Origin of the sequence: Streptomyces rugosispiralis (assembly GCF_024505145.1) — a bacterium.
In the GTDB taxonomy this organism is placed as follows: Bacteria; Actinomycetota; Actinomycetes; order Streptomycetales; family Streptomycetaceae; genus Streptomyces; species Streptomyces rugosispiralis.
Map to the genome: position 1 here is coordinate 42,315 of NZ_JANIAA010000028.1, position 21,559 is coordinate 63,873.

The window sequence follows — 21,559 nt, forward strand, 5'->3', positions numbered from 1 at the left end:
CGGGCCATTGAGCGATCAGCGGGTGAGCAGGGGCTCCACCCGGGACAGGGTGTCCAGGATGTTCGCCTCCGTGATCGCCATCCGCGCCTCGTCCGGCGTCAGCCAGCGCAGCGGCGCGTCCGGGTTCTCCGGCCGTACCGCCTCGGGAGCGCCGGTGGCCAGCACGAAGCGCACATCGGCGTGCTCATGCGCCGGCTCCCGGCTGTTCGCGGGGACCGGGACGATCACCAGATGCCGCACCTCCGCGTCCGGCCACGGGGCCAGATCGGGCAGCCCCGTCTCCTCCCGCCCCTCCCGCAGCGCGATGGCGAGCGGATCGTGCTCACTCGGGTCGCCATGCCCGCCGACCAGCAGCCACGACTGGTGGCGCTGGTGCCAACGCAGCAGCACCCGGCCGCTGTCGGGGTGCACGATCAGGGCGGAGGCGGTGATGTGGAGGGGACTCGTGCGGTCCCAGGGCGCGCCCGCCTCGATGACGTCGCGCACCCGCTTGACGTCGGCGCATTCCGCGGTGGTCTTCGGCCGGTAGCCCGTAAGGACATGGAGGACTGAGTGATCGGCTGTGGCCATGCGCGGATCCTAACGACGCCGGCCCGCCCACGGCGCGCGGTTTTCCTCACCCTCGACTCGGGCTCCCTGCTCCGTGTATCCCGTATATCCCGTATATCCCGTGTACCGCGTGCGCCCTCGTGCGCGTGAGCCCCAGGCGGGTCGGCCTGGGGCTCTGTGGTGGTGGCACGGGACGGACGGGTCGGATCCGAATGTCATCCGCTCACGGTGAGATTCGAATTCCCGCTGCTCTGATATCCCTCAGTCGCGAGGATCATGTAGTACTTGAACGTGCCAAGACCCATTCCGGAACGGGCCCATGCGTCGAAGTGATTGCCCGTGGTGATGGTGCCGCCCGTCTTCTTCGACTGCCGGACGCTCCAGTACTGATTGAAGGTCCGGGTGCCCTCGACCGAGGGGGCGTTGTAGCGCGTCGTCTGGTAGATGTCGTACGTGCCGCCATCGCTGGTGACGGCGCCCTTGTACGTCCCCGTGGGCCGGTATGTACCCCAGTTGTCGACGACGTAGTACTCCACGAGCGGGTTTGACGTCCACCCGTAGAGACACAGATATCCATTGCCGGACGGGTTGAAGCTGCCCGAGTACTGCACGCTCCTGCGGCTGCCGTTGGTCCAGCCCTTACCGCACACGAAATTCCCGCAGTTGGACCATGAGGTCCGGTAACTGCCGCCCGACGACAGCGTCATGGAGACCGAACCGCCGCCGTCGGTCCAGAACGAATAGTAGAAGCCGTTGTTGGTGCCGGTTTGGTTCGTGGTGATGGTCGTGTCGGCGCTGGCGGTTCCGATGGTGGGCAGCGTCAGCCCGGACGTGACCAGCGTCAGGGCGCCGGCCCGGCCGATTAAGTTCCTGCGGCTGATCGGCCGGGCGGGGGTGTCGTCCCGGTGCATGCTTCTCCTCCTCGGTTGTGATGGGGGCCTGTTGGTGCGGACAGTGTTGGACCGGCACGGTGGGGTGTCAACAGTTTCCGCAAGGATTACGGAAATTCCGCTGGGGCTGGTGATCTCTTGAGGGTGAATATTGCCTGTTCAGCACCTCACCTCATCCATCGAGTTCAGGAATGATCGATGAGAGGGAGAGATGAGAGATCATTTATGGGACCTCCCCATCGAAAATTTTCGGAACCCTTCCGGATCAATGCAGTGCCCATGAGGCCCGGTCGGGCGAAGGGCACGATGCCGTACATGCCATAACTCGCGCTCATATTGAGCAGGTTCGCTCTACAAGGCGGTCTGGGTGACGAAGTACCTGGTCAGAGCATTGCCAACCTGTTATCAGGGCGTTAGTGGCGTGGCAGTAGGTCGTCGGCGTGGGCTGACAGTCTTGTTGTCATGACCCCGGAGGACGGGGTCGAGGCCCACGACAACAGAGGACTCATGTCGCACCGCACCACCACTCTTCGCCATGCCCGCAAGGCCGCCGCCGTGGCGGTCGTCGCTGTCGCCGCGTTCGGTCTGACCGCGTGCCAGGACAACGCGGACGCCAGCGGAAGCTCGTCCTCCTCGGCCGCGAGCGACTCCTCGGACTCCGGTTCGTCCGGCTCGTCCGGCTCGTCCGGCTCGTCCGGCTCGTCGGACGGGGGCTCGTCGGGTTCGGCCGGCGGCGACCAGGGCGGCGCCGGTGCGGACTCCTGCAAGACCTCGCAGCTGGGTTTCAGGAGCTCGCACGGCATGGGTGAGGGCACCCTGATCGTCGACCTCAAGAACAACGGATCCGCCCCCTGCACCCTCCAGGGCTTCCCCGGCGTGGACCTCAAGAGCAAGAACGGCTCGATCAGCGCCGAGCGCAGCGACCTCGCGGCGCCGAAGACCGAGGTCAAGCCGGGTGAGGAGACCCGCTTCACGCTCTCCTACCCGCCGAACGACTCCGGCGGCAGCGGCGAGACCTTCACCACCCTCGTCGTCACCCCGCCCAACGAGACCCACTCCCACTCCCTGCCCGTGAGCATCAACGTCCCCGTCACCGACGGCTCCGGCTCCGCCATCAAGGTGGACCCGGTCGGCACCGGCAAGTAGGCGCGTACAACATGGCATCCCCGGGCCACTGGCCTGGGGATGTGCTATGAGCGACGAGTATGGGCAACAAGGCTGCCTGATCGATCGAACGTTCGACTTCCGGCGCACCGGCACACCGGCGTGCGCCTTCGCCCGCGACGGCCGACCCTGGATGGCGGGGGCGGTGGAGCGTGGACCGGACTGGAACCCGACTGGAACCGGACTGGAAGGTGAACGTCACGATGGAGACACCCCCGATCGTTTCGCCGCAGGAGTGGGAGGCCGCGCGCCAGCAGTTGCTCGAGGAAGAGAAGCGGCTGACCCGCGCCCGTGACGCACTGGCCGCCAAGCGCCGGCGGATGCCGTGGCTGGCGGTGGAGAAGGCGTACGCGTTCGACGGCCCCGAGGGCAGGGTGAGCCTGCTCGACCTGTTCGCGGGGCGTCGTCAGCTGATCCTCTACCGCGCCTTCTTCGAGCCCATCGTCTACGGCTGGCCCGAGCACGCCTGCCGCGGCTGCTCCATGGTCGCCGACCACGTCGGCGACCTCGCCCACCTCAACGCCCGCGACACCACCCTCGTCTTCGCCTCGCGCGCCCCGCAGCCGGAGATCGAGCAGGTGAAGGCGCGGATGGGCTGGACGATGCCCTGGTACACGATCACCGACGACTTCGACGCCGACTTCGACGTGGACGAATGGCACGGCACGAACGCGTTCATCCGCGAGGGCGACCGCGTGTTCCGCACCTACTTCATCAACGCCCGCGGCGACGAGGCACTGGGCAGCACCTGGAGCTACCTCGACATGACCGCGCTCGGGCGGCAGGAGACCTGGGAGGACTCGCCCGGGGGCTACCCGCAGACCGCGCCGTACGAGTGGTGGAACTGGCACGACGCGTACGGCGAGCCCGAGCCCGCCCCGGAATGGCTGGCCCAAACGCGCAGAGGCCCGCGAGGCCGGCCCGCCTGACCCCCGCGGCCCCCGCGGCCCCCGCGGCCCCCGCGGCCCCCGCGGCCCCCGTGACCCCCGCGGCCCCCGTGACCCCCGCGGCCCCCGCGGCCCCCGTGACCCCCGCGACCAGCACAACACCTCGCCCTCCGCATGTCGCACACTGTGGAGCCATGGACCACCACACCCGCCCCGCGACGGCCGCCGACGCCGACGCCGTAAGGGCCGTCATCGACGCGGCATACCGCCCCTACGTCACCCGGATCGGGCTCCGCCCGGCACCCATGGACGCCGATCACGCGGCCGACATCGCGGCGGGCCGCGTCTTCGTCACCGGCGACCCGGTCGTGGGCGTGCTGGTCCTGGTGGCGGAGCCCGACCACCTCGTCCTGGAGAACATCGCCGTACACCCCGACGCCCACCGCCAGGGCCTGGGCAGGCATCTGCTCACCTTCGCCGAAACCCACGCACGCGCCCTCGGCCTCCCGGAGATCCGGCTCTACACCAACGCCCTCATGTGGGAGAACCAGGAGATCTACCCGAGGTACGGATACGAGGTGACGGAACGCCGCCAGGACGGCCAGTACGACCGCGTCCACTACCGGAAGCGCGTTTCCCGGGCGGCAGCGCCCGATCAGTAGCCCGGCGGGCGCCGGCTTGACCTTACCCTCGGGGGCAAGGTTTAGCGTTCTTCGAGGTGAGAGACGTGCGAATCGGTGAGCTGGCCCGGCGGGCGGGTGTGACGACCAAAGCGGTGCGCTACTACGAATCGCTGGGGCTGTTGACGCCCGAGCGGCTGGCCAACGGCTACCGGGACTACGACGAGCACGATGTGCGGCTCGTGCGGGAGATCCGGGCGCTCAGCGGGCTCGGGCTGCCCGTGGAGCGGACCCGGCCGTTCCTGGACTGCCTCGCGGTCGGGCATCGGCACGCCGATGACTGCCCGGCCTCACTGGCCGAGTACCGGGAGGCGATCGACGAGCTCTCCCGGCGCATCGCCGGGCTCACCGCGCGCCGGGCGGCGCTGATCACGCACCTTCAGCAGGCCGCCCACCGCAACAGCCGTGTCCCGGCCACCCGCGAAGGAGAGCGCCTGATGACCGACTACGTGAACCTGCCGCCCGACCTGCCCGTACCCGAGGACGACGGCGCGGCCGCCCATCTGCCCGGGACGTCCGTGCCGTCCCTGGAACTGCACAGCACCGGCGATTCGACGGTCCGTCTCGACGCCCTCGGACCGGGCCGGACGGTGCTCTACGTCTATCCGCTCACCGGCCGTCCGGGCACCGACCTGCCCGAGGGCTGGGACGCGATCCCCGGGGCGCGCGGCTGTACGCCCGAGGCGTGCGGCTTCCGCGACCACTATCAGGAGCTGCTCACGGCCGGCGCGGTCCAGGTGTTCGGGCTGTCCAGCCAGGAAACCGGCTATCAGCGCGAGGTCGTCGAGCGGCTCCGCCTGCCGTTCGAGATGCTCTCCGACCCCACGCGGAGCCTGGCCCAGACGCTCGGTCTGCCCACGTTCGACGTGACCGGGCTGACGCTCTACAAGCGGCTGACGTTGATCATCCGCGATGGCACGATCGAGCACGTCTTCTATCCGATCTTCCCGCCGAACGAGCACGCGGACCAGGTGCTGACCTGGTTGCGGGCGAACCCTCAGCAGGGAACCGGCCGGTAGAGCCCGCCGGTGGAGACCCGCTTGCAGAGACCCGCCCGTAGAGACCCGCCCGTAGTGACTCGCCCGTAGTGACTCGCCCGTAGAGACCCGCTTGCAGAGACCGGCGCGCAGCGCCTGACTATCCGGGAGACGCCCATGTTCACCGGCCTGAGTGCCTTTCCGCTCACCCCGACCACCGAAACCGGCATCGACGAGAAGGCCTTCGCCACCCTGGTCGGCCGACTGGCCACCGCCGGAGTCGACTCGATCGGAGCGCTGGGCTCCACGGGCTCGTACGCCTACCTGACCCGCGAGGAGCGCGCCCGTACCGCCCGTATCGCCGTGGAGCACGCCGAGCGGACCCCGGTCATCGTGGGCATCGGCGCGCTGCGCACCCGGCATGTACTGGAGGTGGCGGAGGACGCGCAGCGTGCGGGGGTATCCGGAGTGCTGCTGGCGCCGGTGTCGTATCAGCCGCTGACCGAGGACGAGGTGTTCGGGCTCTTCGAGGACGTCACGGCGAACCTCTCGGTGCCGCTGGTGGTCTACGACAACCCTCGCACCACCCACTTCACCTTCACCGACGAGCTGTACGCGCGGGTGGCCGAGCTGCCGCGGGTGGCGTCCATCAAGATCCCGGGGGTGCCCGCCGACCCCGCGGCCGCGCGGGCCCGGGTCCAGCGGCTGCGGCAGATCCTGCCCGGGGACGTGACCGTGGGCGTCAGCGGGGACGCCTTCGGGGCGACAGGGCTGAACGCCGGGTGTGACGCCTGGTATTCGGTGCTCGGCGGCACCTTCCCCGGACCGGCGCTGGCGATCACCCGTGCCGCGCGGTCCGGCGACGCCGAAGGGGCGCGGGCGGAGTCACGGCGGCTCCAGCCGCTGTGGGACCTGTTCACCCAGCACGGTTCCCCGCGCGTGATCGCCGAGGCCGCCGCGCACATCGGCCTCACCCCGCCCCGCGGCCTCCCGCTCCCGCTGCGCGGCCTCGATGCCGACGGCCGCGCACAGGTCGCCGAGGTGCTCGAACAGCTTCGGCTGAACGCCTGACCGGCAGCGGCCCCGGCGGCCCCGGCGGCCCTGGCGGCCCTGGCGGCCCCAGTGACCCCGGCGGCCCCGGCGGCCCTGGCGGCGCCAGTGGCCCCGGTGGCCCGAGTGACCCCGGCGGCAATGGCCTTACCGACGGCATCGCCCCCTATGGCCGCTCCAAGATCCCCCTCTCCATGGCCACCACCACCGCCCTCGTCCGGTCGTTCACATCGAGCTTGGCGAACAGCCGGAGCAGATGCGTCTTCACCGTGGCCTCGGCGATCACGAGCCGTCGTCCGATCTCGGCGTTGGTGAGACCGTCCGCCACGGCGTTGAGGACGTCCGTCTCGCGCTCGGTCAGCGGGTCCTGAACGGGCCGCCGCATCCGCGCGACCAGCTTCTCCGCGACCCGGGGCGCGAGCACCGTCTCACCCCGTGCCGCCGCGTGGATCGCGTCGACGAGCTGCTCGCGGGTGGTGTCCTTGAGCAGATAGCCGATGGCACCGGCCTCCACCTCGCGCTCGATCTCCGTGTCGGTGTCGTACGTGGTCAGGATCAGCACCCGGGTACGCGGAAACCGGGCCACGATCTCGGTCGTCGTCGCCACCCCGTCCAGTACGGGCATCCGCAGATCGACCAGGGCCACATCGGGGTCGTACCGCTCGACGAGTTCGAGCGCCGCGCGACCGTCACCCGCCTCGCCGACGATCTCGATGCTGTCCTCGGCGGCGAGCAGGGCGATCACCCCGGCCCGCATCACGGTGTGATCGTCCACGACCACGATCCGCAGACCGCCCTCGCCCATGTCCCTCATGCCTCCACCTCGCCCGCCATGGGGATCATCGCCAGGATCCGCGTCCCGTCGCCCACCGAACGCCGACCCGGCCGACGGTCGCGGGGAGGTAGTCCTCGCGCAGGTGGTCGAGCGAGTCGTACGCCTGGTCGGAGTTGCCCAGGTAGGGCACCTTCAGCTCGAGCACGCTGATCCGGTGGTCGGCGGAGGTCCGCACGCGCGAGGCGCCGGTGAACAGCGGGTCGGCGTCGGCGCGCCGGGCCAGCTCCCGCAGCGCCCCGCCGACCTCGCCGGACCGCGCGGCGTCGGCACGTACGACGACCTGGTGGGTGACCCGCTGTTCCGGGAACGCCGCGTTGAGCCGGTCGTACACCCGCATGGCGGCGATGTCGCGGGAGTGGGTGTCCCGGCTCATCTCCGTGATCTTCAACTCGGCCAACGGGACGGCGAGCGCGAGCAGGGCGAGCACGGACACGCACAGGGTGGCCAGGGGGTGCCGGCTCGCGGGCCGCAGCAGAGCGGCCCATACCCGGCCACCGCCGTCGCCCCGCGTCCGGCGCGCGGGCTTGCCTCGTCCGGCGCGGCGCCGCGCCGAGCGCTCCTCCCGCTCTCCCAGCTTGACGAGCATCGCGGGCAGCGCCGTCAGGGAACTGGCCACCGCGACCAGGACGACCACGATCGTGCCGGTGGCCAGCGAGGAGTAGATGACGTCGGAGGCGAGATACAGCGTCGCGGTGGAGGCCACGACCGCGAGCCCGGAGACCACCACGGCCCGGCCGGAGGTCGCCGCGGCCAGGTCGACCAGCGCCTCGGAGCTGAGCCGGCCGCCCGCGCGGGCGCGCTCCTCGCGCTCCCGCTTGAGGTAGAAGAGCGTGTAGTCGACGCCGACCGCGAGCCCGATCATGAGGATGACGTTCGTGCCGACCCCCGCGTCGGGCGAAACGTGTGAGGCCACCATGGAGAGCCCGATGGCCGCCGCGATGGACGACAGCGCGAGCAGCAGCGGCACCCCCGCCATGGTCACGGATCCGAAGACGACCAGCAGGGTGACCAGGGTGATGGGAAGCGTGATCTTCTCGGAGAGCGCCAGGTCGTCGCCGCGCTGCTGATCGACCCCCTTGCTGATGGACGGACTCCCGGTCTCCTCCAGCCGCAGCCCCGGATACGCCTTCGCCACGGCGTCCGTCTGCCCGGCCAGCGCGTCGACCTTGTCCTTGGCGTCCCGCTCCTCGCCCTTCAGCGCCACCTCGACCATGAGGATCCGGCGGTCCCCGGACAGCAGCGGGTCGGCGACGCCCGCGACCTCGGGCAGCCGCTTCATCCGGGCGGTCAGGTCCCCGGCGGCGGCTTCGGCCGCGCCCCGGTCGAGGGCGCCCGACCGGGCGGAGATCAGCACCTGCTCGGTGGCCCGGCGCTCCAGACCCCCCTCGGCGGCCATCGCCTCCGCCCACCCCGCCTCGCCGACCCGGTAGTCGGCCGTCGTCGCGCCGTGTGTCCCGACGGCACCGCCGGCCCCCAGGCACAGCGCCACGAACACCAGCCAGCCGACGATGGCCCGCCAGGGGTGCCGGGCGCTCCAGCGCGCCATGCGCACAGTGAGTGATTTCATGCCCGAAAGCCTCGCTGGCCAGGTCAGTTGGCCGACAGAGGTACCCGGTTGAACTTCCCGTCCACCGATCGGTGGACGGGCACGGCCGCTCGGGCGGCGGCCGGTCGTGGACGACGTGCCGGGCGCGTCAACGGAGGCCATGCCCTCCTTACGGTGGCCATGCCCTCCTTACGGTGGCCATGGCCTCCTTACGGTGGCCGATACGCGGCCTTCACCCCGGACGCGGGGCGCCGCCGGTGCCCAGAGGCCCGGCGGCGCCAGTCGCGGTCAGGTCAGGAATCAGGAGGTCAGGAATCAGGAGCAGGGCTCGTAGAACTGCTTCCAACCGTCGCCGGGCATGGACGGCGGCTCGCCCGTGGACCCGAACTCGCCGTACTTCTCCTTCAGCGCGTAGTCGAAGTCCCCCGGGCCGCTGCCCGCGTACGACAGACGTACGTCCCGATCCAGCTGCCCGTCACCGGAGTTGTTGAGGATCGCGAGGTCCGGGTACGGGTCGTCGCCGTAGTTGGCGATCCGGAGCTGCTGGACCTCGCCGTGGTCGCCGATGTCGGAGTGGCGGGATTCGGCGGAGCCCAGGTTGGACCGCTTGAGCGGGCCGGGGCGGTACTCCGCGACGCGCGCGGTCGACGGGTCGTCCCCGTCGGCCGGCTCGACGATGTTGACGACCATGTCCAGGGCGCCGTCATTCTGGAAGTCGGCGACCGCGGCGGTCGCGACCTCCCCCTGCTTCGCGCCGAGAAGTTTGCTGACTGCCTGCTTCGCGCCGAACGAGCCGTCCGCGGTCCCCCACTGGATCGTCATCTTGGTTCCGGTGTGCCCAGGGTTCGTGATCTTGTCCGGGTGGCCGTCGCCGTCGAGATCGCCGATCAGCGTCGTGGCATCGGCCAGACACGGGCCCGCCACCTTGGTGACCTTCCCCGACTGTCCCGCGCCGCCCGAGGGCGACGACCCGGCCGCACTGGCGTGGTAACCGGCGACCGTCAGGGTCAGGGCGACAGCCGCGATCGGCGCGGCGATCAGACGTGACCGTTTGCGAAGCATCTGCGAACTCCTAACGTTGTTGTTGCGAGAACACCGCGGCGCGGAGCCGACTCCCTCCGGGCTACTGGTCCGTTCCGCCGAAGGGGACGGCGTCCGCCGCGGAGGTGTGCCAGTTGGTGACGATGGGCTCGTCGACGGTGATGGTGCCGACCGGCAGGGAGACCGGGTTGGGGTCCTCATCGCCGATCCCGACGATGATGCTGTCCAGCTCCTTGCCGCCGTCTTCGTTGGTGGTCTTCGGGTTCACCCCGGCATAGGCGGTCGTCCCCTTGCCCAGCGTGATCGCCGGTCCGACGGCCTGCTCCGCGGGGCCCGCCTGGGTGCCGTCCGACCCGAAGGCGACCGTGGGAAGCGCGGCGGGCAGAGTGCAGGTGATCCCCGGCTTGGCCTTCGCGATGACCAGGATGTATCCCCCGGCCTGCGTCTCGGACCTGGTGCTCCAGGAAATGTCGTTGGCCCCGCACGCCTGCCCGACCTTGCCCCGCTCACCGTTCCCGGTGTCGGCGCCGGAGCCATCCTGGCTCCCCTTGCCCTTCTCGCCGGAGGACCCGGCCTCTGAACCGGAGCCGTTGTGCTTGCCGGTCCCCGTCCCGGTCGAGGCCTCGGCCGTGGCCCCGGCGGACGCGGACGAGTCACCGGACCCACTGCTCGTGTCGTCCGAGTTCTGGCAAGCGGTCGCGAACATCGCGGCCGTCACCAGCAGACCCGCACCGGCGAACGTACGGATCCGGGAGCGGTTGATAAGCATGGAATGACCCTCTTCGTCATCAGCGGAGTACTGCGCCCGGCGACGTTTCGCTCGGTGTGCCACCCACCCTGCCGCTGACCCCTACCGTTCCATTAGCGCCCCACTAACGAACCGCTGACGTGCCGTCATCCGGCCTGTCCGCATGGTCGTTGGGGTGTGAACAACAGCACATCAATGGCGAGTACACCGACGTGACGGCCTATCACCTGGCTCAGTCCGCCCGCGGGCCGTCGAGTCCGCGGGGCCGCCCGATAGAGTCCCGGCCAGCGCGTTATGGCTGTTGTGCACGAGGGTGAGGCGTCTCATGGGGCGAAAGATGTGGCTGGGGGATCTGGGCGAGCGGACCCAGGCCGGGCACACGGCGGACAAGGACAAGGCGAGCGAGCCGGAGGACGGCGCCTTGTACCGCGAGATACGGATGTGGGAGGGCCGCCAGGCGCCCGACGGGAGCGACCTCGTACGGACCGTCGCCTACCCGGAGCGGCCGCTGCCCCCGGGCGGGCTGGACGAGTACCGACAGGCACGTAAGCAGGGCCGCCGCTCCATCGTCCTGTGGGCCGACCCGCACCGGGAGCGGAAGCTGGCGACGGTGGTCACCAGGACGGCGTCCAAGGGCCGCCCGGCGACGTACGACGTGGTGGACGAGTCCGGGGCGCCGCTCGGCTCGATCGTCCGCGAACCGGCCGCGAGGGGCGGGCGGGTCAGGACCCGCTGGACCGTACAGCAGACCGGCCGCCCGGTCGCCGTGGGCCACAAGGGGCACCCCTTCTGGTGGGTCGTGTGGTGGCTGATCTGGCCCGTACAGCTGGCCCTCGCCTTCCTGAGCATCATGGGAGGCGGCGGCGGGGCGCGGACACCGCGGCGCACGAAGTGGCGGATCGACGGCGAGACCGTCCTGGACTGGCACGACGGCGGCTACGAGTTCCAGCTGTCCCTCCTCGCGGACTGGTGGGACGAGCGGTTGATCGCCGCCCTGGTCGCGTTGGAGGAGAGCCATGAGAGCTGGCTGGGCGAGGCGTGGGACAACGTCTCGCACTAGGCGGTTTCGTCCGGATCAGCGATAGGGCCGGAGGAACCAGATCGGACCAGCGGAATCAGCGACAGGACCGGACGAATCAGCGATCGGCCAGCTGAATCAGCGATCGGCGCCACGCGCTCGGCGGCTCCGCGCCTGCTACTCGCAGGGGCAGGCTAGTTGGAGAGAGCCTGTCCATACTCGGTCGCATGGACGAGACAGCGCGCGGCAAATCCCTCCTCGGTGAGTTCCTGTCCCGGCGCCGGGCTCAGTTGAAGCCGGCAGACGTGGGGTTGCCGGACTACGGCGACCGGCGGCGGGTGCCGGGGCTGCGGCGTGAGGAACTGGCCCAGTTGGCCGGCGTCAGCGTGGCCTACTACATCCGGCTGGAACAGGGGCTGTCGCTCAACGCCTCGCCGCAGGTCCTCGATGCGCTGGCCACGGCTCTGCGGCTGGATGACCCGGAACGGCGCCACCTGCACACCTTGTCCGGTGACGCCCGGCAGAGCCGCCGTCGGCTCCCCGCCGAGCGGGTCACCGCAGCGGTGCGCCAACTGGTCGATGCCTTCGGGGACTCACCCGTGGTCGTCCTCGGCCGACGCTCGGACGTCCTGACGTGGAACCGCGCCGGGCATGCGTTGTTCGCCGGGCACCTGGCCCCGGACAGCCCGGATCAGGCGGCCACGCGGCCCAACACCGCCCGGCTGGTATTCCTGGACGCCCATACGCGGGACCTGTACGTGGACTGGCCCAGGAAGGCACGGGACGTGGTGGGCAAACTACGGCAGGCGGTCGGCGAATACCCGGACGACCCGCGTCTGGCCGCTCTCATCGGCGAGTTGACCGTGCGCAGCCCGCAGTTCGCCACGCTGTGGGCCGAGCACCGGGTGCGCGCCTGGGACATGGCCGAGTACCGGATGCGCCATCCGATGGTCGGGGAGATGGACGTGCTGCAGCACTCGTTCCCGGTGCCCCGGGGGCAGGGGATCCGGCTGGTGGTGACGACGGCGGCACCTGGCTCCGCCGCTCAGGCGGCACTGCAATTGCTCAACCAGACCCTCGAGCCCGCCGCGGACATGTCGGCAACCTCTCGTAGCGCGGCCGGCACCCCCGCACACGTCGTTCCTCTCGCGCACTCCTGACCGAGCCGTCCGCCCGTCCGCTGGTCCGGCCGCCTGTCTGCCCGTCCGGCCGCCTGTCTGCCCGTCCGCCCGTCCGGCCGCCTGTCTGCCCGGCCGCCCGGATGGCCGCCCGTCCGGCCGTCGCAAAGCCACGGTCCGCTCAGAGCGTCACACCTGAACATCACCCGACAGCCTCCGACCCGAGGCCGGCAGGGAGTGCCGCGGGGGCCCCGTCACGCACGCCCTCCTGCCGCCGATGACGCTGCCGCCCCCGTCTTTCCTCCCCCTGTGTCCCCCCTGTGTCCCCGCCCGTCGGCATCACGCGTCCGGTGCTCGCACGCGGCGGGAGAACACGCGCATTCCGCGACCGGCCCGCACAGCCACCCTTTCACCCCTACTGGAGGTTCCCCATGTCCACCACACCCGTCACGGCTTTCGCCGGGGTCATCGACACCATCGCCCACCTGGTCGAGGCCGTGGAGGAGGAGCAGTGGAGCGCGCCCACGCCCTGCACCGAATGGAACGTCCAGCAGTTGGTCGACCATCTGGTGGCGGTACAGCACAGGTTCGCCGTCGTGATGGGGGCGCAGCCACCTCTGCCGGCGCTCGACCCCGCTCCGGAAGCGCTCAAGAAGACGTTTCCGACATCGGCCGCCGCCCTGGTGGCCGCCTTCGAGGGGCCGGGAGCGCTGGAGCGCACGGTGCGGGCCCCGATCGGGGAGGTGCCCGGCGCTGTGGCACTGCATCTGCAGACCATCGAGCACCTGGTGCACGGCTGGGATCTGGCCCGGTCCATCGGCCAGAAGGCCCTGTTCGACGAGGCCACGGTCGAGCGGGAGACCGAGTTCGCCCGCGGCCTCGCGGCACAGATGCCGTCCGGACCGGGCGCTCCGTTCGCGCCGTCCCGGACCGTTCCGGAAGACGCCCCGGCGCTCGACCGGCTGGCCGCGCTGTTCGGACGCGACCTCACCGAGTGACCCCCACGCGGGTCACCGCGGTACACGTCGGCTCCAACCCTCCCGAGGAACAAGGACAACAATGAAGAAGACGAAGCTGAAGATCGCCATCGCGGGCGCGGCACTTGTCGCCGCCGTGGCCACCGGGACGGCGTTGGCCGCGAACGGTTCCTCTGCCGGATCCGGCCCCAAATCCGGCGCCGAACAGACCCGGACCGAGCAGGCCGAGCAGGCCAAGCAGAAGACCCCCAGCGCCATCAAGGCCGACGGCTCGAACGTGTTCCCGCACTCGCTGGACTTCGACACGCGGTCGAACACGTTCTTCGCCGGCTCGCTGAAGCACGGCACGGTCTCCACCGTCAGTCCTGACGGAAAGGTGCGCACCTTCATCGACGACCCGGAACTGGTGTCGGCGCAGGCCGTTCTCGTCGACCGCGAACGGGACCGCGTCCTGGTCAGCAATGTGGACTACGGCACTGCCGACCGTTCCAAGAAGGACGCCCCCTTCCGCGTCGCCGGTGTGGGCAGCTACGACCTGCAGAGCGGGAAGCAGGACTGGTGCGTCGATCTGACCGCGGTCACCCTGGACGGCAAGCAGCACCTGATCTCCGATGTGACGGTGGCGCCCGACGGCACCGCGTACGCCGTCGACGAGCTGACCCCGACGGTGTTCCGCATCGACCGCAAGGGCCGCGCCTCGGTATTCCTGCGGAACGATCTGCTCAAGGGCACGCTTGACATTCCCGACTTCCTGAACGGTGTGGGGATGTCAGCCGTGGAGTGGGTGAAGGGAAACCAGCTGATCATCGCCATGGCCGATGGCTCCCTGGTGCGGGTGCCCGTCAAACATCCCGAAAAGGCGCAGGAGGTGAAGCTCTCCGCGCCCCTGGGGTCCCCCACGGCCGGCCTGCGGCTCCTGAAGGACGGCTCGATCGCGGCGGTCAGCAGCGGTCTGCTGACCGGCAAGCCCGCCCAGATCCAGCATGTGAAGCCCCGTGACGGCTGGAAGAAGGCCACGGTGAAGGTCACCGACACCGTCGAGGATCCCGTCACCAGCGACGTGACCGCGGGTCCGTACGGAACGACATATGCCCTCAGCGGCGGGCTGGCCGACCTCCTCGCGGGCAAGCCCAACGACGGGTTCAGCCTGACCCCCGTCAAGACCGATTGAACCGACCGCCGTCCCCCCGAACGCCCCGCGGTCGCCACTCCCACGACCCGCCCCGAAGCCGACAACGGGCCCGGGAGGCGTAGAAAGGGTCTGGACAACAACTAAGGCCCTTAAGGCCCAGGTCACTGACCTGGGCCTTAAGCGTGGAGCGGATGACGGGAATCGAACCCGCGCTCGGGCTTGGTAATTACGGGGAGGTTGGCGCTTTTCATGCCGCTGACCAGCGTAAACGAGTGCTGACAGTGGAGTGGTGTGCCGACTGCACCCCCCGTCATTGACTGCGGTTTACCGCTGTATCTGGTGCTCATCTGGTGCGGCCTGGGCTTGCCCCGCATCGCCGGCGGGGCGGCCGCTGAGGACCGCAGAGCTGGTCAGCTGGTCAGCTGGGGCTGGCAGCGCCGACCAATCTCTACTGCGTCGTGCAAACGGCTCCGGATGCCGTTCGCTGACCTGTCGAAACCGCAGGTGAGTGGTACCACGCTCAGTATGCGGCCGCATCCAGTCCACAAGGTAGACCACAACGTTGCATGACGATCTCTAGACCGTTGATCAAGCGTCGAGGGGGAGCCAGGTTCGTGCATCCTGTCGGGATCGCGGCACAAGAACGTCTAGTTCAAACTGACCGGCTGGGGAGGACCTGCGATGAGCTAGCCAACGCAGGTAGTCGACCGTAGCGAGTGGCTCCGAACCTCCCGCAGCTGCCGCTAGGCTCCCTACATGAGCAGTGATGAGGTCCTTTTTACATCTATTGAGCCATCAGGAGCAGCGCCAGCGAAACCCGCCGAGGCAGAGCCGTTGGCTGACGCCAGCGCAGAGGCACCAATGCGAGCGCGGCCAACGCCCCACAAATCAAAGCTCGTTGAGCTACTGAGGAACTCAAAGCTTCCCGAGGACGATAGGGTTGCGGCCGAGAAAGCGATAGAGCGATACGAGTCATGGATTGGTGGCATGGCGGGTATCGACGCTACTGGCAATGAACTTGTGCGGCAACTGGTTGACCTGACTAACGAGTACAAGAAGAGCGTGGAGCTCGATCTAATCTGGGACAGCGGAAGAGATTTCCTATTCAGGCAACGCGGGCAGCTGAAGATCGATAACTCAATTATTGAAGAGTTCTTGCCGTGGTTGATCGACCCGCGCGTTATTCCTGTCTTGGCTGAGCAAGATTTGTATGCCGGGCCAGCTGGAGCTTTTGCTGCTGCCTACTTCTCTAGTTCCCTTACGGCGCCGGATAGCGGCATTTCCATGAAGGTTCGAAAGAAAGACCAAGATTTTACGCTGAGTAGGCGCGCCTATTTGAAGGCGTCATTCAAGCCAGACTTTCCTGCCGAAGCCTCATCCAGTATGGATGTTTGGCTGGCCTATGTGGCCGCCGAATGCAAAACCAACCTAGATAAAACGATGTTCCAGGAGGCGAGTGCAACTTCTCACGACCTCAAGGTGGCTGTGCCGGCGGCTCGTTATTACTTGATCTGTGAGTACCTTGACATGACGCCCATCAGTACGGCCGGTACAGATATTGACGAAGTATTGATCCTGCGCGGGAAGAGGTTGGGTTCCCATAAAAGGAAAGAGTACTCGTCAGCCGCAAATAGGAAGAGGCTAAGGTCGGAATATGCCGATTACCTCGAGGCTAATCCGATCAGGTATGATGTCGTGCGGCGATTCGTCGATCATCTGAGATCCCTGTTCGAGGCTAAAGATCCGAACGAAGAAGATGTCGTCACCAAGGGATATTTCTAGAAAGTAGGAAGATGGACGTCGGGGAGATCTTTGGCGCGGTTCGAAAGCGTGAATTCGACCGCAGCTTCATTGGGCAGGATGACCTCGATGTGCTCGTGCGGGAGCGGCGCAGTGCGCTCCCATGGCGTGGCCAGTTCACCCCGGGCCTGGTAAGTAAGCTCCTCGACGTCTACTATCCCGGCTCCGGAATCGTAGTCGATCCGTTCCTGGGGAGCGGCACGACTGTTCTGGAATGCATTCGAGGGAGTATTCCGTCGGCAGGTGTCGAAATCAACCCGGCGGCGTTGGAGTTGTCTGGAATTTTGGAGCTTGCGTCATTGCCTCACGATCAGCGGTTGCGGATCGTGGAGAAAGTCTCATCCTATTTGGATAAGGTTTCCGTTGCGGGGCAAGACGCGCTTTTCGGTAGCTCGGAAGACATCGAAGATGTCGTTGAATATCTGCTTGATGGGCATCGCGGTGCTGTCGATAAAAATATCGAACGCGTTTTTTCTACCACCCTCCTGCTGAGTATGGGCGATAAGAAGGAGGCGGATGTAAGGAAGGTCAAGAAGGCTTGGAATCAGGTGCGTGACCTGATCATGGATTTCCCTTCCGTCTCGGTTCCCTCTCAGGTAATTGCTGGCGACGCCCGCAGGGTTCCTCTTCGCGATGGGTGTGCAGGCCTTGTAGTCACCTCCCCTCCGTATATTAATGTATTCAACTACCATCAGAACTATCGTCCTGCCGTAGAAAAAATTGGCTGGAATGTCCTGCCTGCTGCTAGAACAGAAATCGGGTCCAATCGAAAGAATCGCCAGAACCGTTTTCTAACAGTCATCCAGTACTGCATCGACATGATGCAGGCGCTCTGTGAGATGGAGCGGTTGGTTTTCGAGGCAGGGAACGTTGTCCTGGTGGTGGGCCGGGAGTCCAGGGTGCGTGGCGTCGCGTTTTCTAACTCTGAAATTGTAGCCTCTCTAGCTGAAGCACTTCCTAACCTGCGGTTTGCGCGGTGGCAGGAAAGAAAATTCACCAATAGGTTCGGCGCTGTGATCTACGAGGATGTTCTGTCTTTTGAGGTGAGTAAAAACTCCATCGCTGCTTGCGGATCGAAGTTGGATGAATTCTCGCGTGAGGTAGCACGCCATGTATTGGCGGAGGGGTTGGAGCAATCGACGGATGACGTGCGGGAAGACTTGCAAAGTGCCGTCGAGAGCGTCACCAAAGTGGAAGCGTCGCCAGAATTGAGTCTGATGAAGGTCTGAGGTCGGCGGAGCGGGTTTGGGCGGTGGCCTGCCTGGTTTGGGGTCGGGCATGGTCAGGGGGCCGTATGCTGGCCCGGCAACTCGGGCAGGCTTTGAACCTGCCCGGAATTAGCGTGAGGGGCCCACCGGCCTTGTCCGACGCTGGATCCGGGCGGGGAGGTGCGTAAAGCCGCGGAGCGCCCGGCCACGACGGTGCTCTTCCCCTCAGCCAGGGTGCCCGCTGCTGGCGCTCGGTCCGGCGGTCGGGCTGGAGCGGGGCGGAGACAGGAGCGGCGGCCCGCGCCGCCGGGCCGCTTGCGCGGCGCATTGAATCCGTAGAGAAGGTTGTAACTCAGTGGCACAGAGCGGATGAGGTGGTCTGTGGCCGGTGCTGTGCCGGCTGCGGTTCCGGCGGGAGTCCAGAACGTCTTGTGGCAGTGGTTTCCTGACAGGCGCGGATAACCAGTTCGTCGCCACGCTGATCTCGTCGCGGTGGAACTGGTCCAGGTTCCAGCCATCGTTGCGTTCGGGGCGGTGTGTCGTCGCTCCGCCCTCTGTTGGGTTACGTGCTGGGCGGTGACGGTGTGGCCGTGCTGGCTTGCCGGCGATGTCGACTGGACCGTGAGGGCAATGACGATGCTCAATCCGTGGCCGTGGGTGTAGTACGGGTCGGCCTCGGTGAGGTGGGGTTCCGCCGGCGCGACTGCGGGCCTGGGTGACACAGGCGCTCACCCATCGGGAGGTGCGGCCGGTGCCTCCTCGCCGGGGGCTCATACGGCCGACGTCGACCGGGCTGCAGGTGCGGCTTCGGCTGGCGCCGGGGCAGCAACCTGCGGACGTGGCGGCCTCGGCTGAACGCATGAGGCATGCCTGGGGAGTTCACGGCGTGTACGTGGACGTCGTCAAGCCGGGGGTGGTCGAGTTGCGGCTGATCGGCTTCGACGTGCTGCGGAAGGTACGGATGCCCCGCAGAACGGCGGGCGATTTCCTCAAGGTGCCTTTACCTGGGCCGCGTTGACTCAGTGCTGGTGCAAGCGGTCATCGCCGCTGCGCGTCCTTCGCTCACCTGCATGACCTGACCTCGGCGGCCGGACAGGACGGGTGGAAGGCGTGGGCCTACCCGGTCTCGGTGAACCTGCTGCTTGTGGCGGCCTGGCGGCGGCTGCGGTCCGGCTGGACCAAGGCGGCGGCCTGGTGCTGGTTCGTGGTCGCCCCCTGGCCGCGTCCCTCGGGGCGAACGTCACCACCGCCGGGCTGCTCGACCTGACCGACGTACCGGCCTGGCTGCGCATCCTCGTCGCCGAATGGCCAGCCGTCGCCCGCCCGCGTCGCCTGGCGTCGTGCTCACGCTGCGGCCGTCGACTCCGGCCTAGACGGGACCACGCTGGTCCTCGCCCACTGGGTCTACGCCGGTACCGGCCTTACCCCCGCCGAGGAATGGCTGACCGCCACGATCGCCCCCGCTCCCGGACCGGAACCGGACCGGAAGGAGAACCGACCCATGCGTGACCGGTACCTCAGCGTTGCTCAGGTGGCCGAGCTGCTGGGCACCACGGACCGTTTCCCCCGGCGGCTGATCGCCGAGCGGCGCATCAAGTACGTCAAGGTGGGTCGTCACGTCCGTATCCCGGAGAGCGTCATTCAGGAGTACATCGACGCCAGCACCGTCCGGCCGGTGCAAGCTCGGCGGCGCCACCTCCGGCGGGCTGCCTGATGACCAATAGGGTTCGTCTTAACCCCTGAATGACCGTGCATGACCAGCCGATCGGGAACGCATCGGGCACGCATCGGGCACGAGGCAAACGCTCACTAAGGCACCGGCGTCTTCCCCCATTTTGTAGTGTGGCGTTGACATAGTGTGGATACGAATGTGTACGGGGGGAAGGCATGGTTGGCGTTACAGGTAGCCAACTCGGCGGTGTGATCGGGAAGCCGAGGGGCGCGGGCGAATCCGGCGGAGTGAAGTCGGGCCAGAGGGCGCGGCACACCGGAAGCGGACTGGTCGCCCTGCTGAGCGACGTGGAGAATGTAACAACCACCGGGGCCGGCGGCCAGGACAAGGGCCGGTGACCTGAACGGTGGACTACGCGACGCTGAAGGACCTCAAGCCCAGCGAGTTCGAGGGCGCGGCTGACGGCTACCAAACGACCAGCGACATGGCCGGCCGGTCCAGGCAGGCGCTGGAGCGCCGGATCGCCGCCCAGATGCGAGAGTCCCTGGAGGGCAAGGCTGCGACGGCGGCGTACGACCAGTTACGGAACCTCTCGGAGAACTTCCACTACGTGGAGGTCGAGTGCGGCCTGGTCAGCACCGCTCTGAACGCGCTGGCTTTCGATCTGCGAGAGGCGAAGAAGAAGCTGGACTCGGCAATCGAGGACGCCCAGGCGGAGAAGCTGACGGTGAACGCGGACGGCTCGGTGAGCTATCCGCCTGGTGGCGACAAGGTCGACGGCAAGACCCCCAAGGGCGGCAAGGTCACCGGCAGCGCCAGGGCACACGAGTCCGGCGCCTCCATAGACCCCGGCAAGGACGCCAATGACATCGCTGACGCCCTGGACAGGCAAGCCGGGAACCAGCACCCGAACCCGTACTTCAGCCGGGCGATCGAATACGCCGACCGGATCGCCCAGGCCGTCCAGGAGGCGACCGAGGCCGACGAGCGGTGGGCGCCGAAGCTGCGTCAGTTGAAGGCCGACGATGATCTGAACGTCTCTGACAAGGACTGGATCGACGCGGACAAGGACACCGCCGGAGTCAGGTCGGGCGCCAAGGACTACCTGGAACACATCAAGCGCCCGCCGGAGGATGGCAGCCCGAAGGAAAACGCCGAATGGTGGAAAGGCCTGTCCCAGGACGAGAAGGACGCCTATATCGCCCTCCACCCGAAGGCTGTGGGCGGCATGAACGGGTTGCCCGCCGTCGCCCGCGACGAGGCGAACCGCACTCACCTGGACGTGACGCACGCCAAGTACCAGGAGGAGCTGAACGCCATCCCCGAGGAACCTCTGGTCAAATACAAGACGATCCCCGGCAGCGGAGGTTATCCGGTCCAGGTCTTCACCGACGAATATGCGAAGTGGTACTACAAGTACAACGACCGCAGGGACCATCTGAACGCCGCCCTGGACGGCATGGAGGCGATCCAGGAGCGTTTCGACGAGACCGGCGGAAAGAAGCACATACCCGAGGCGTATCTACTCGGTTTCGACCCGGAGAAGAACGACGGCCGCGTCATCATGGCCACCGGAAACCCGGACACCGCCGATCACACGGCGGTGTATGTGCCGGGCACCAAGACGCACATCGGCAGTATCGGCGGCGATCTCGACCGCGGGGAAAACCTGTGGATGGAGAGCAATAAGCTGGATCCCAACTCCAAGGTCTCCACAATCACCTGGTTGGGGTATGACGCCCCGGACACCATTCCGGACGCACGGCACGACAAATACGCGGCTGCTGCGGCGCCTCACCTCCGCCAGTTCCTCGACGGCAACCGGGCGGCGCATGAGGCGGCGACCGGCGACCATGGCCATACGACCCTCATCGGTCACAGTTACGGCAGCACGGTCATCGGTGATGCCACCAAGTCCCATACCTCCTACGACCCTGATGGCGGCGGCTTGCCCGTTGACGACATCTTCGCGGCGGGCAGCCCTGGCATGCAGGTGGGGCACGCGTCCGACCTCGGCATCGGGAGCGACCACGTCTGGGCCATGGGGGCCGGCGATCCTTGGGGAGACGACTGGTGGGTCCGGGAAGGAGGGCGGAAGGCTGGGCTCGGTGGTGACGGGAGAATTCCCACCGACCCCGAGTTCGGCGCCCATATAGTGAAATCAGGTGTCGAGGGTCATGGTGACTACTGGGACGATGAAACCACTGCGCTGCGGAACCAGGCTGCCGTGATCACCGGCAGCTATGACAGGGTTCAGTATGATTAAA

18 protein-coding genes and 3 pseudogenes are annotated in these 21,559 nt (G+C 67.7%); 15 read left to right on the top strand and 6 right to left on the bottom strand.

Annotated features, from left to right (window positions below; all coding sequences use genetic code 11):
* Positions 1-15: 15 nt before the first annotated feature.
* Together NP777_RS31725 and NP777_RS31730 are read right to left on the bottom strand one after the other, a co-directional pair.
* Positions 16-570 carry an NUDIX hydrolase gene (locus tag NP777_RS31725; RefSeq protein WP_256653608.1) on the bottom strand — a complete coding sequence of 185 codons (555 nt, stop codon included), beginning with the start codon at positions 568-570 and terminating at the stop codon, positions 16-18.
* Positions 571-764: 194 nt separating this feature from the next.
* Positions 765-1,460 carry a glycoside hydrolase family 11 protein gene (locus NP777_RS31730; RefSeq protein ID WP_256653609.1) on the bottom strand — a complete coding sequence of 232 codons (696 nt, stop codon included), beginning with the start codon at positions 1,458-1,460 and terminating at the stop codon, positions 765-767.
* Between the two features lie 441 nt (positions 1,461-1,901).
* Between NP777_RS31730 and NP777_RS31735 the strand changes: the two genes are divergently transcribed.
* From NP777_RS31735 to NP777_RS31755, 5 genes are all read left to right on the top strand, one after another.
* On the top strand, positions 1,902-2,585 hold the full coding sequence (locus tag NP777_RS31735; protein WP_256653610.1) for a DUF4232 domain-containing protein: 684 nt from the start codon (positions 1,902-1,904) through the stop codon (positions 2,583-2,585).
* A gap of 221 nt (positions 2,586-2,806) precedes the next feature.
* Positions 2,807-3,532, top strand: coding sequence for a DUF899 domain-containing protein (locus NP777_RS31740; RefSeq protein ID WP_256653611.1), 726 nt, complete (start codon positions 2,807-2,809; stop codon positions 3,530-3,532).
* Between the two features lie 152 nt (positions 3,533-3,684).
* The gene (locus NP777_RS31745) at positions 3,685-4,152 is read left to right on the top strand and encodes a GNAT family N-acetyltransferase (protein ID WP_256653612.1); all 468 of its coding nucleotides are present in this window, start codon (positions 3,685-3,687) and stop codon (positions 4,150-4,152) included.
* 65 nt (positions 4,153-4,217) lie between these two features.
* A complete protein-coding gene (locus tag NP777_RS31750; protein ID WP_256653672.1) occupies positions 4,218-5,189 on the top strand; it encodes a MerR family transcriptional regulator in 972 nt (323 codons plus the stop codon).
* 135 nt (positions 5,190-5,324) lie between these two features.
* A complete protein-coding gene (locus tag NP777_RS31755) occupies positions 5,325-6,218 on the top strand; it encodes a dihydrodipicolinate synthase family protein (protein WP_256653613.1) in 894 nt (297 codons plus the stop codon).
* A 145-nt stretch (positions 6,219-6,363) separates the two neighbouring features.
* On the opposite strand, the gene NP777_RS31760 is transcribed toward NP777_RS31755, so the two are convergent.
* From NP777_RS31760 to NP777_RS31775, 4 genes and pseudogenes are all read right to left on the bottom strand, one after another.
* Positions 6,364-7,002, bottom strand: a complete 639-nt coding sequence (locus NP777_RS31760) for a response regulator (RefSeq protein WP_256653673.1) — start codon at positions 7,000-7,002, stop codon at positions 6,364-6,366.
* A 73-nt stretch (positions 7,003-7,075) separates the two neighbouring features.
* Positions 7,076-8,599, bottom strand: a pseudogene (locus NP777_RS31765) (MMPL family transporter); the annotation flags it as partial.
* A 294-nt stretch (positions 8,600-8,893) separates the two neighbouring features.
* Complete coding sequence (locus NP777_RS31770) at positions 8,894-9,640, bottom strand: FG-GAP repeat domain-containing protein (RefSeq protein ID WP_256653614.1); 747 nt, start codon at positions 9,638-9,640, stop codon at positions 8,894-8,896.
* Between the two features lie 61 nt (positions 9,641-9,701).
* Positions 9,702-10,388 (bottom strand): DUF4232 domain-containing protein, encoded by a 687-nt coding sequence (locus NP777_RS31775; protein ID WP_256653615.1) that lies wholly within the window; start codon positions 10,386-10,388, stop codon positions 9,702-9,704.
* A 304-nt stretch (positions 10,389-10,692) separates the two neighbouring features.
* On the opposite strand from NP777_RS31775, the gene NP777_RS31780 reads away from it, so the two are divergent.
* The 10 genes and pseudogenes from NP777_RS31780 to NP777_RS31825 all read left to right on the top strand — a co-directional run bounded on the left by NP777_RS31780 (position 10,693) and on the right by NP777_RS31825 (position 21,558).
* Positions 10,693-11,427: a hypothetical protein gene (locus tag NP777_RS31780; RefSeq protein WP_256653616.1), complete on the top strand. Its 735-nt coding sequence runs from the start codon at positions 10,693-10,695 to the stop codon at positions 11,425-11,427.
* 185 nt (positions 11,428-11,612) lie between these two features.
* Positions 11,613-12,545 carry a helix-turn-helix domain-containing protein gene (locus NP777_RS31785; RefSeq protein WP_256653617.1) on the top strand — a complete coding sequence of 311 codons (933 nt, stop codon included), beginning with the start codon at positions 11,613-11,615 and terminating at the stop codon, positions 12,543-12,545.
* Positions 12,546-12,934: 389 nt separating this feature from the next.
* Positions 12,935-13,501 carry a TIGR03086 family metal-binding protein gene (locus tag NP777_RS31790; RefSeq protein WP_256653618.1) on the top strand — a complete coding sequence of 189 codons (567 nt, stop codon included), beginning with the start codon at positions 12,935-12,937 and terminating at the stop codon, positions 13,499-13,501.
* A gap of 61 nt (positions 13,502-13,562) precedes the next feature.
* Entirely contained in the window at positions 13,563-14,651 is a 1,089-nt protein-coding gene (locus NP777_RS31795; RefSeq protein WP_256653619.1) for a hypothetical protein, read from the top strand.
* 717 nt (positions 14,652-15,368) lie between these two features.
* Positions 15,369-16,394, top strand: coding sequence for a Bpu10I family restriction endonuclease (locus tag NP777_RS31800; RefSeq protein WP_256653620.1), 1,026 nt, complete (start codon positions 15,369-15,371; stop codon positions 16,392-16,394).
* 11 nt (positions 16,395-16,405) lie between these two features.
* The gene (locus NP777_RS31805) at positions 16,406-17,641 is read left to right on the top strand and encodes a DNA methyltransferase (RefSeq protein ID WP_256653621.1); all 1,236 of its coding nucleotides are present in this window, start codon (positions 16,406-16,408) and stop codon (positions 17,639-17,641) included.
* 667 nt (positions 17,642-18,308) lie between these two features.
* Positions 18,309-18,623, top strand: a pseudogene (locus NP777_RS31810) (FtsK/SpoIIIE domain-containing protein); the annotation flags it as partial.
* A pseudogene (locus NP777_RS31815) lies at positions 18,604-18,940 on the top strand (DUF2637 domain-containing protein); the annotation flags it as partial. The pseudogenes NP777_RS31810 and NP777_RS31815, both read left to right, overlap by 20 nt.
* A gap of 181 nt (positions 18,941-19,121) precedes the next feature.
* Positions 19,122-19,334 (top strand): excisionase family DNA-binding protein, encoded by a 213-nt coding sequence (locus NP777_RS31820; protein WP_256653622.1) that lies wholly within the window; start codon positions 19,122-19,124, stop codon positions 19,332-19,334.
* Positions 19,335-19,698: 364 nt separating this feature from the next.
* Positions 19,699-21,558 (top strand): alpha/beta hydrolase, encoded by a 1,860-nt coding sequence (locus tag NP777_RS31825; RefSeq protein ID WP_256653623.1) that lies wholly within the window; start codon positions 19,699-19,701, stop codon positions 21,556-21,558.
* The last annotated feature ends 1 nt before the right edge of the window (position 21,559 follow it).

Excerpts from the sequence above, each read along its gene's own strand:
- NP777_RS31735 (WP_256653610.1), top strand. The coding sequence starts at position 1,902 with ATGACCCCGGAGGACGGGGTCGAGGCCCACGACAACAGAGGACTCATG.
- NP777_RS31760 (WP_256653673.1), bottom strand. The coding sequence starts at position 7,002 with ATGGGCGAGGGCGGTCTGCGGATCGTGGTCGTGGACGATCACACCGTG.
- NP777_RS31745 (WP_256653612.1), top strand. The coding sequence starts at position 3,685 with ATGGACCACCACACCCGCCCCGCGACGGCCGCCGACGCCGACGCCGTA.
- NP777_RS31795 (WP_256653619.1), top strand. The coding sequence starts at position 13,563 with ATGAAGAAGACGAAGCTGAAGATCGCCATCGCGGGCGCGGCACTTGTC.
- NP777_RS31725 (WP_256653608.1), bottom strand. The coding sequence starts at position 570 with ATGGCCACAGCCGATCACTCAGTCCTCCATGTCCTTACGGGCTACCGG.
- NP777_RS31780 (WP_256653616.1), top strand. The coding sequence starts at position 10,693 with ATGGGGCGAAAGATGTGGCTGGGGGATCTGGGCGAGCGGACCCAGGCC.
- NP777_RS31730 (WP_256653609.1), bottom strand. The coding sequence starts at position 1,460 with ATGCACCGGGACGACACCCCCGCCCGGCCGATCAGCCGCAGGAACTTA.
- NP777_RS31755 (WP_256653613.1), top strand. The coding sequence starts at position 5,325 with ATGTTCACCGGCCTGAGTGCCTTTCCGCTCACCCCGACCACCGAAACC.
- NP777_RS31770 (WP_256653614.1), bottom strand. The coding sequence starts at position 9,640 with ATGCTTCGCAAACGGTCACGTCTGATCGCCGCGCCGATCGCGGCTGTC.
- NP777_RS31800 (WP_256653620.1), top strand. The coding sequence starts at position 15,369 with ATGAGCAGTGATGAGGTCCTTTTTACATCTATTGAGCCATCAGGAGCA.
- NP777_RS31740 (WP_256653611.1), top strand. The coding sequence starts at position 2,807 with ATGGAGACACCCCCGATCGTTTCGCCGCAGGAGTGGGAGGCCGCGCGC.
- NP777_RS31805 (WP_256653621.1), top strand. The coding sequence starts at position 16,406 with ATGGACGTCGGGGAGATCTTTGGCGCGGTTCGAAAGCGTGAATTCGAC.
- NP777_RS31785 (WP_256653617.1), top strand. The coding sequence starts at position 11,613 with ATGGACGAGACAGCGCGCGGCAAATCCCTCCTCGGTGAGTTCCTGTCC.
- NP777_RS31790 (WP_256653618.1), top strand. The coding sequence starts at position 12,935 with ATGTCCACCACACCCGTCACGGCTTTCGCCGGGGTCATCGACACCATC.
- NP777_RS31775 (WP_256653615.1), bottom strand. The coding sequence starts at position 10,388 with ATGCTTATCAACCGCTCCCGGATCCGTACGTTCGCCGGTGCGGGTCTG.
- NP777_RS31820 (WP_256653622.1), top strand. The coding sequence starts at position 19,122 with ATGCGTGACCGGTACCTCAGCGTTGCTCAGGTGGCCGAGCTGCTGGGC.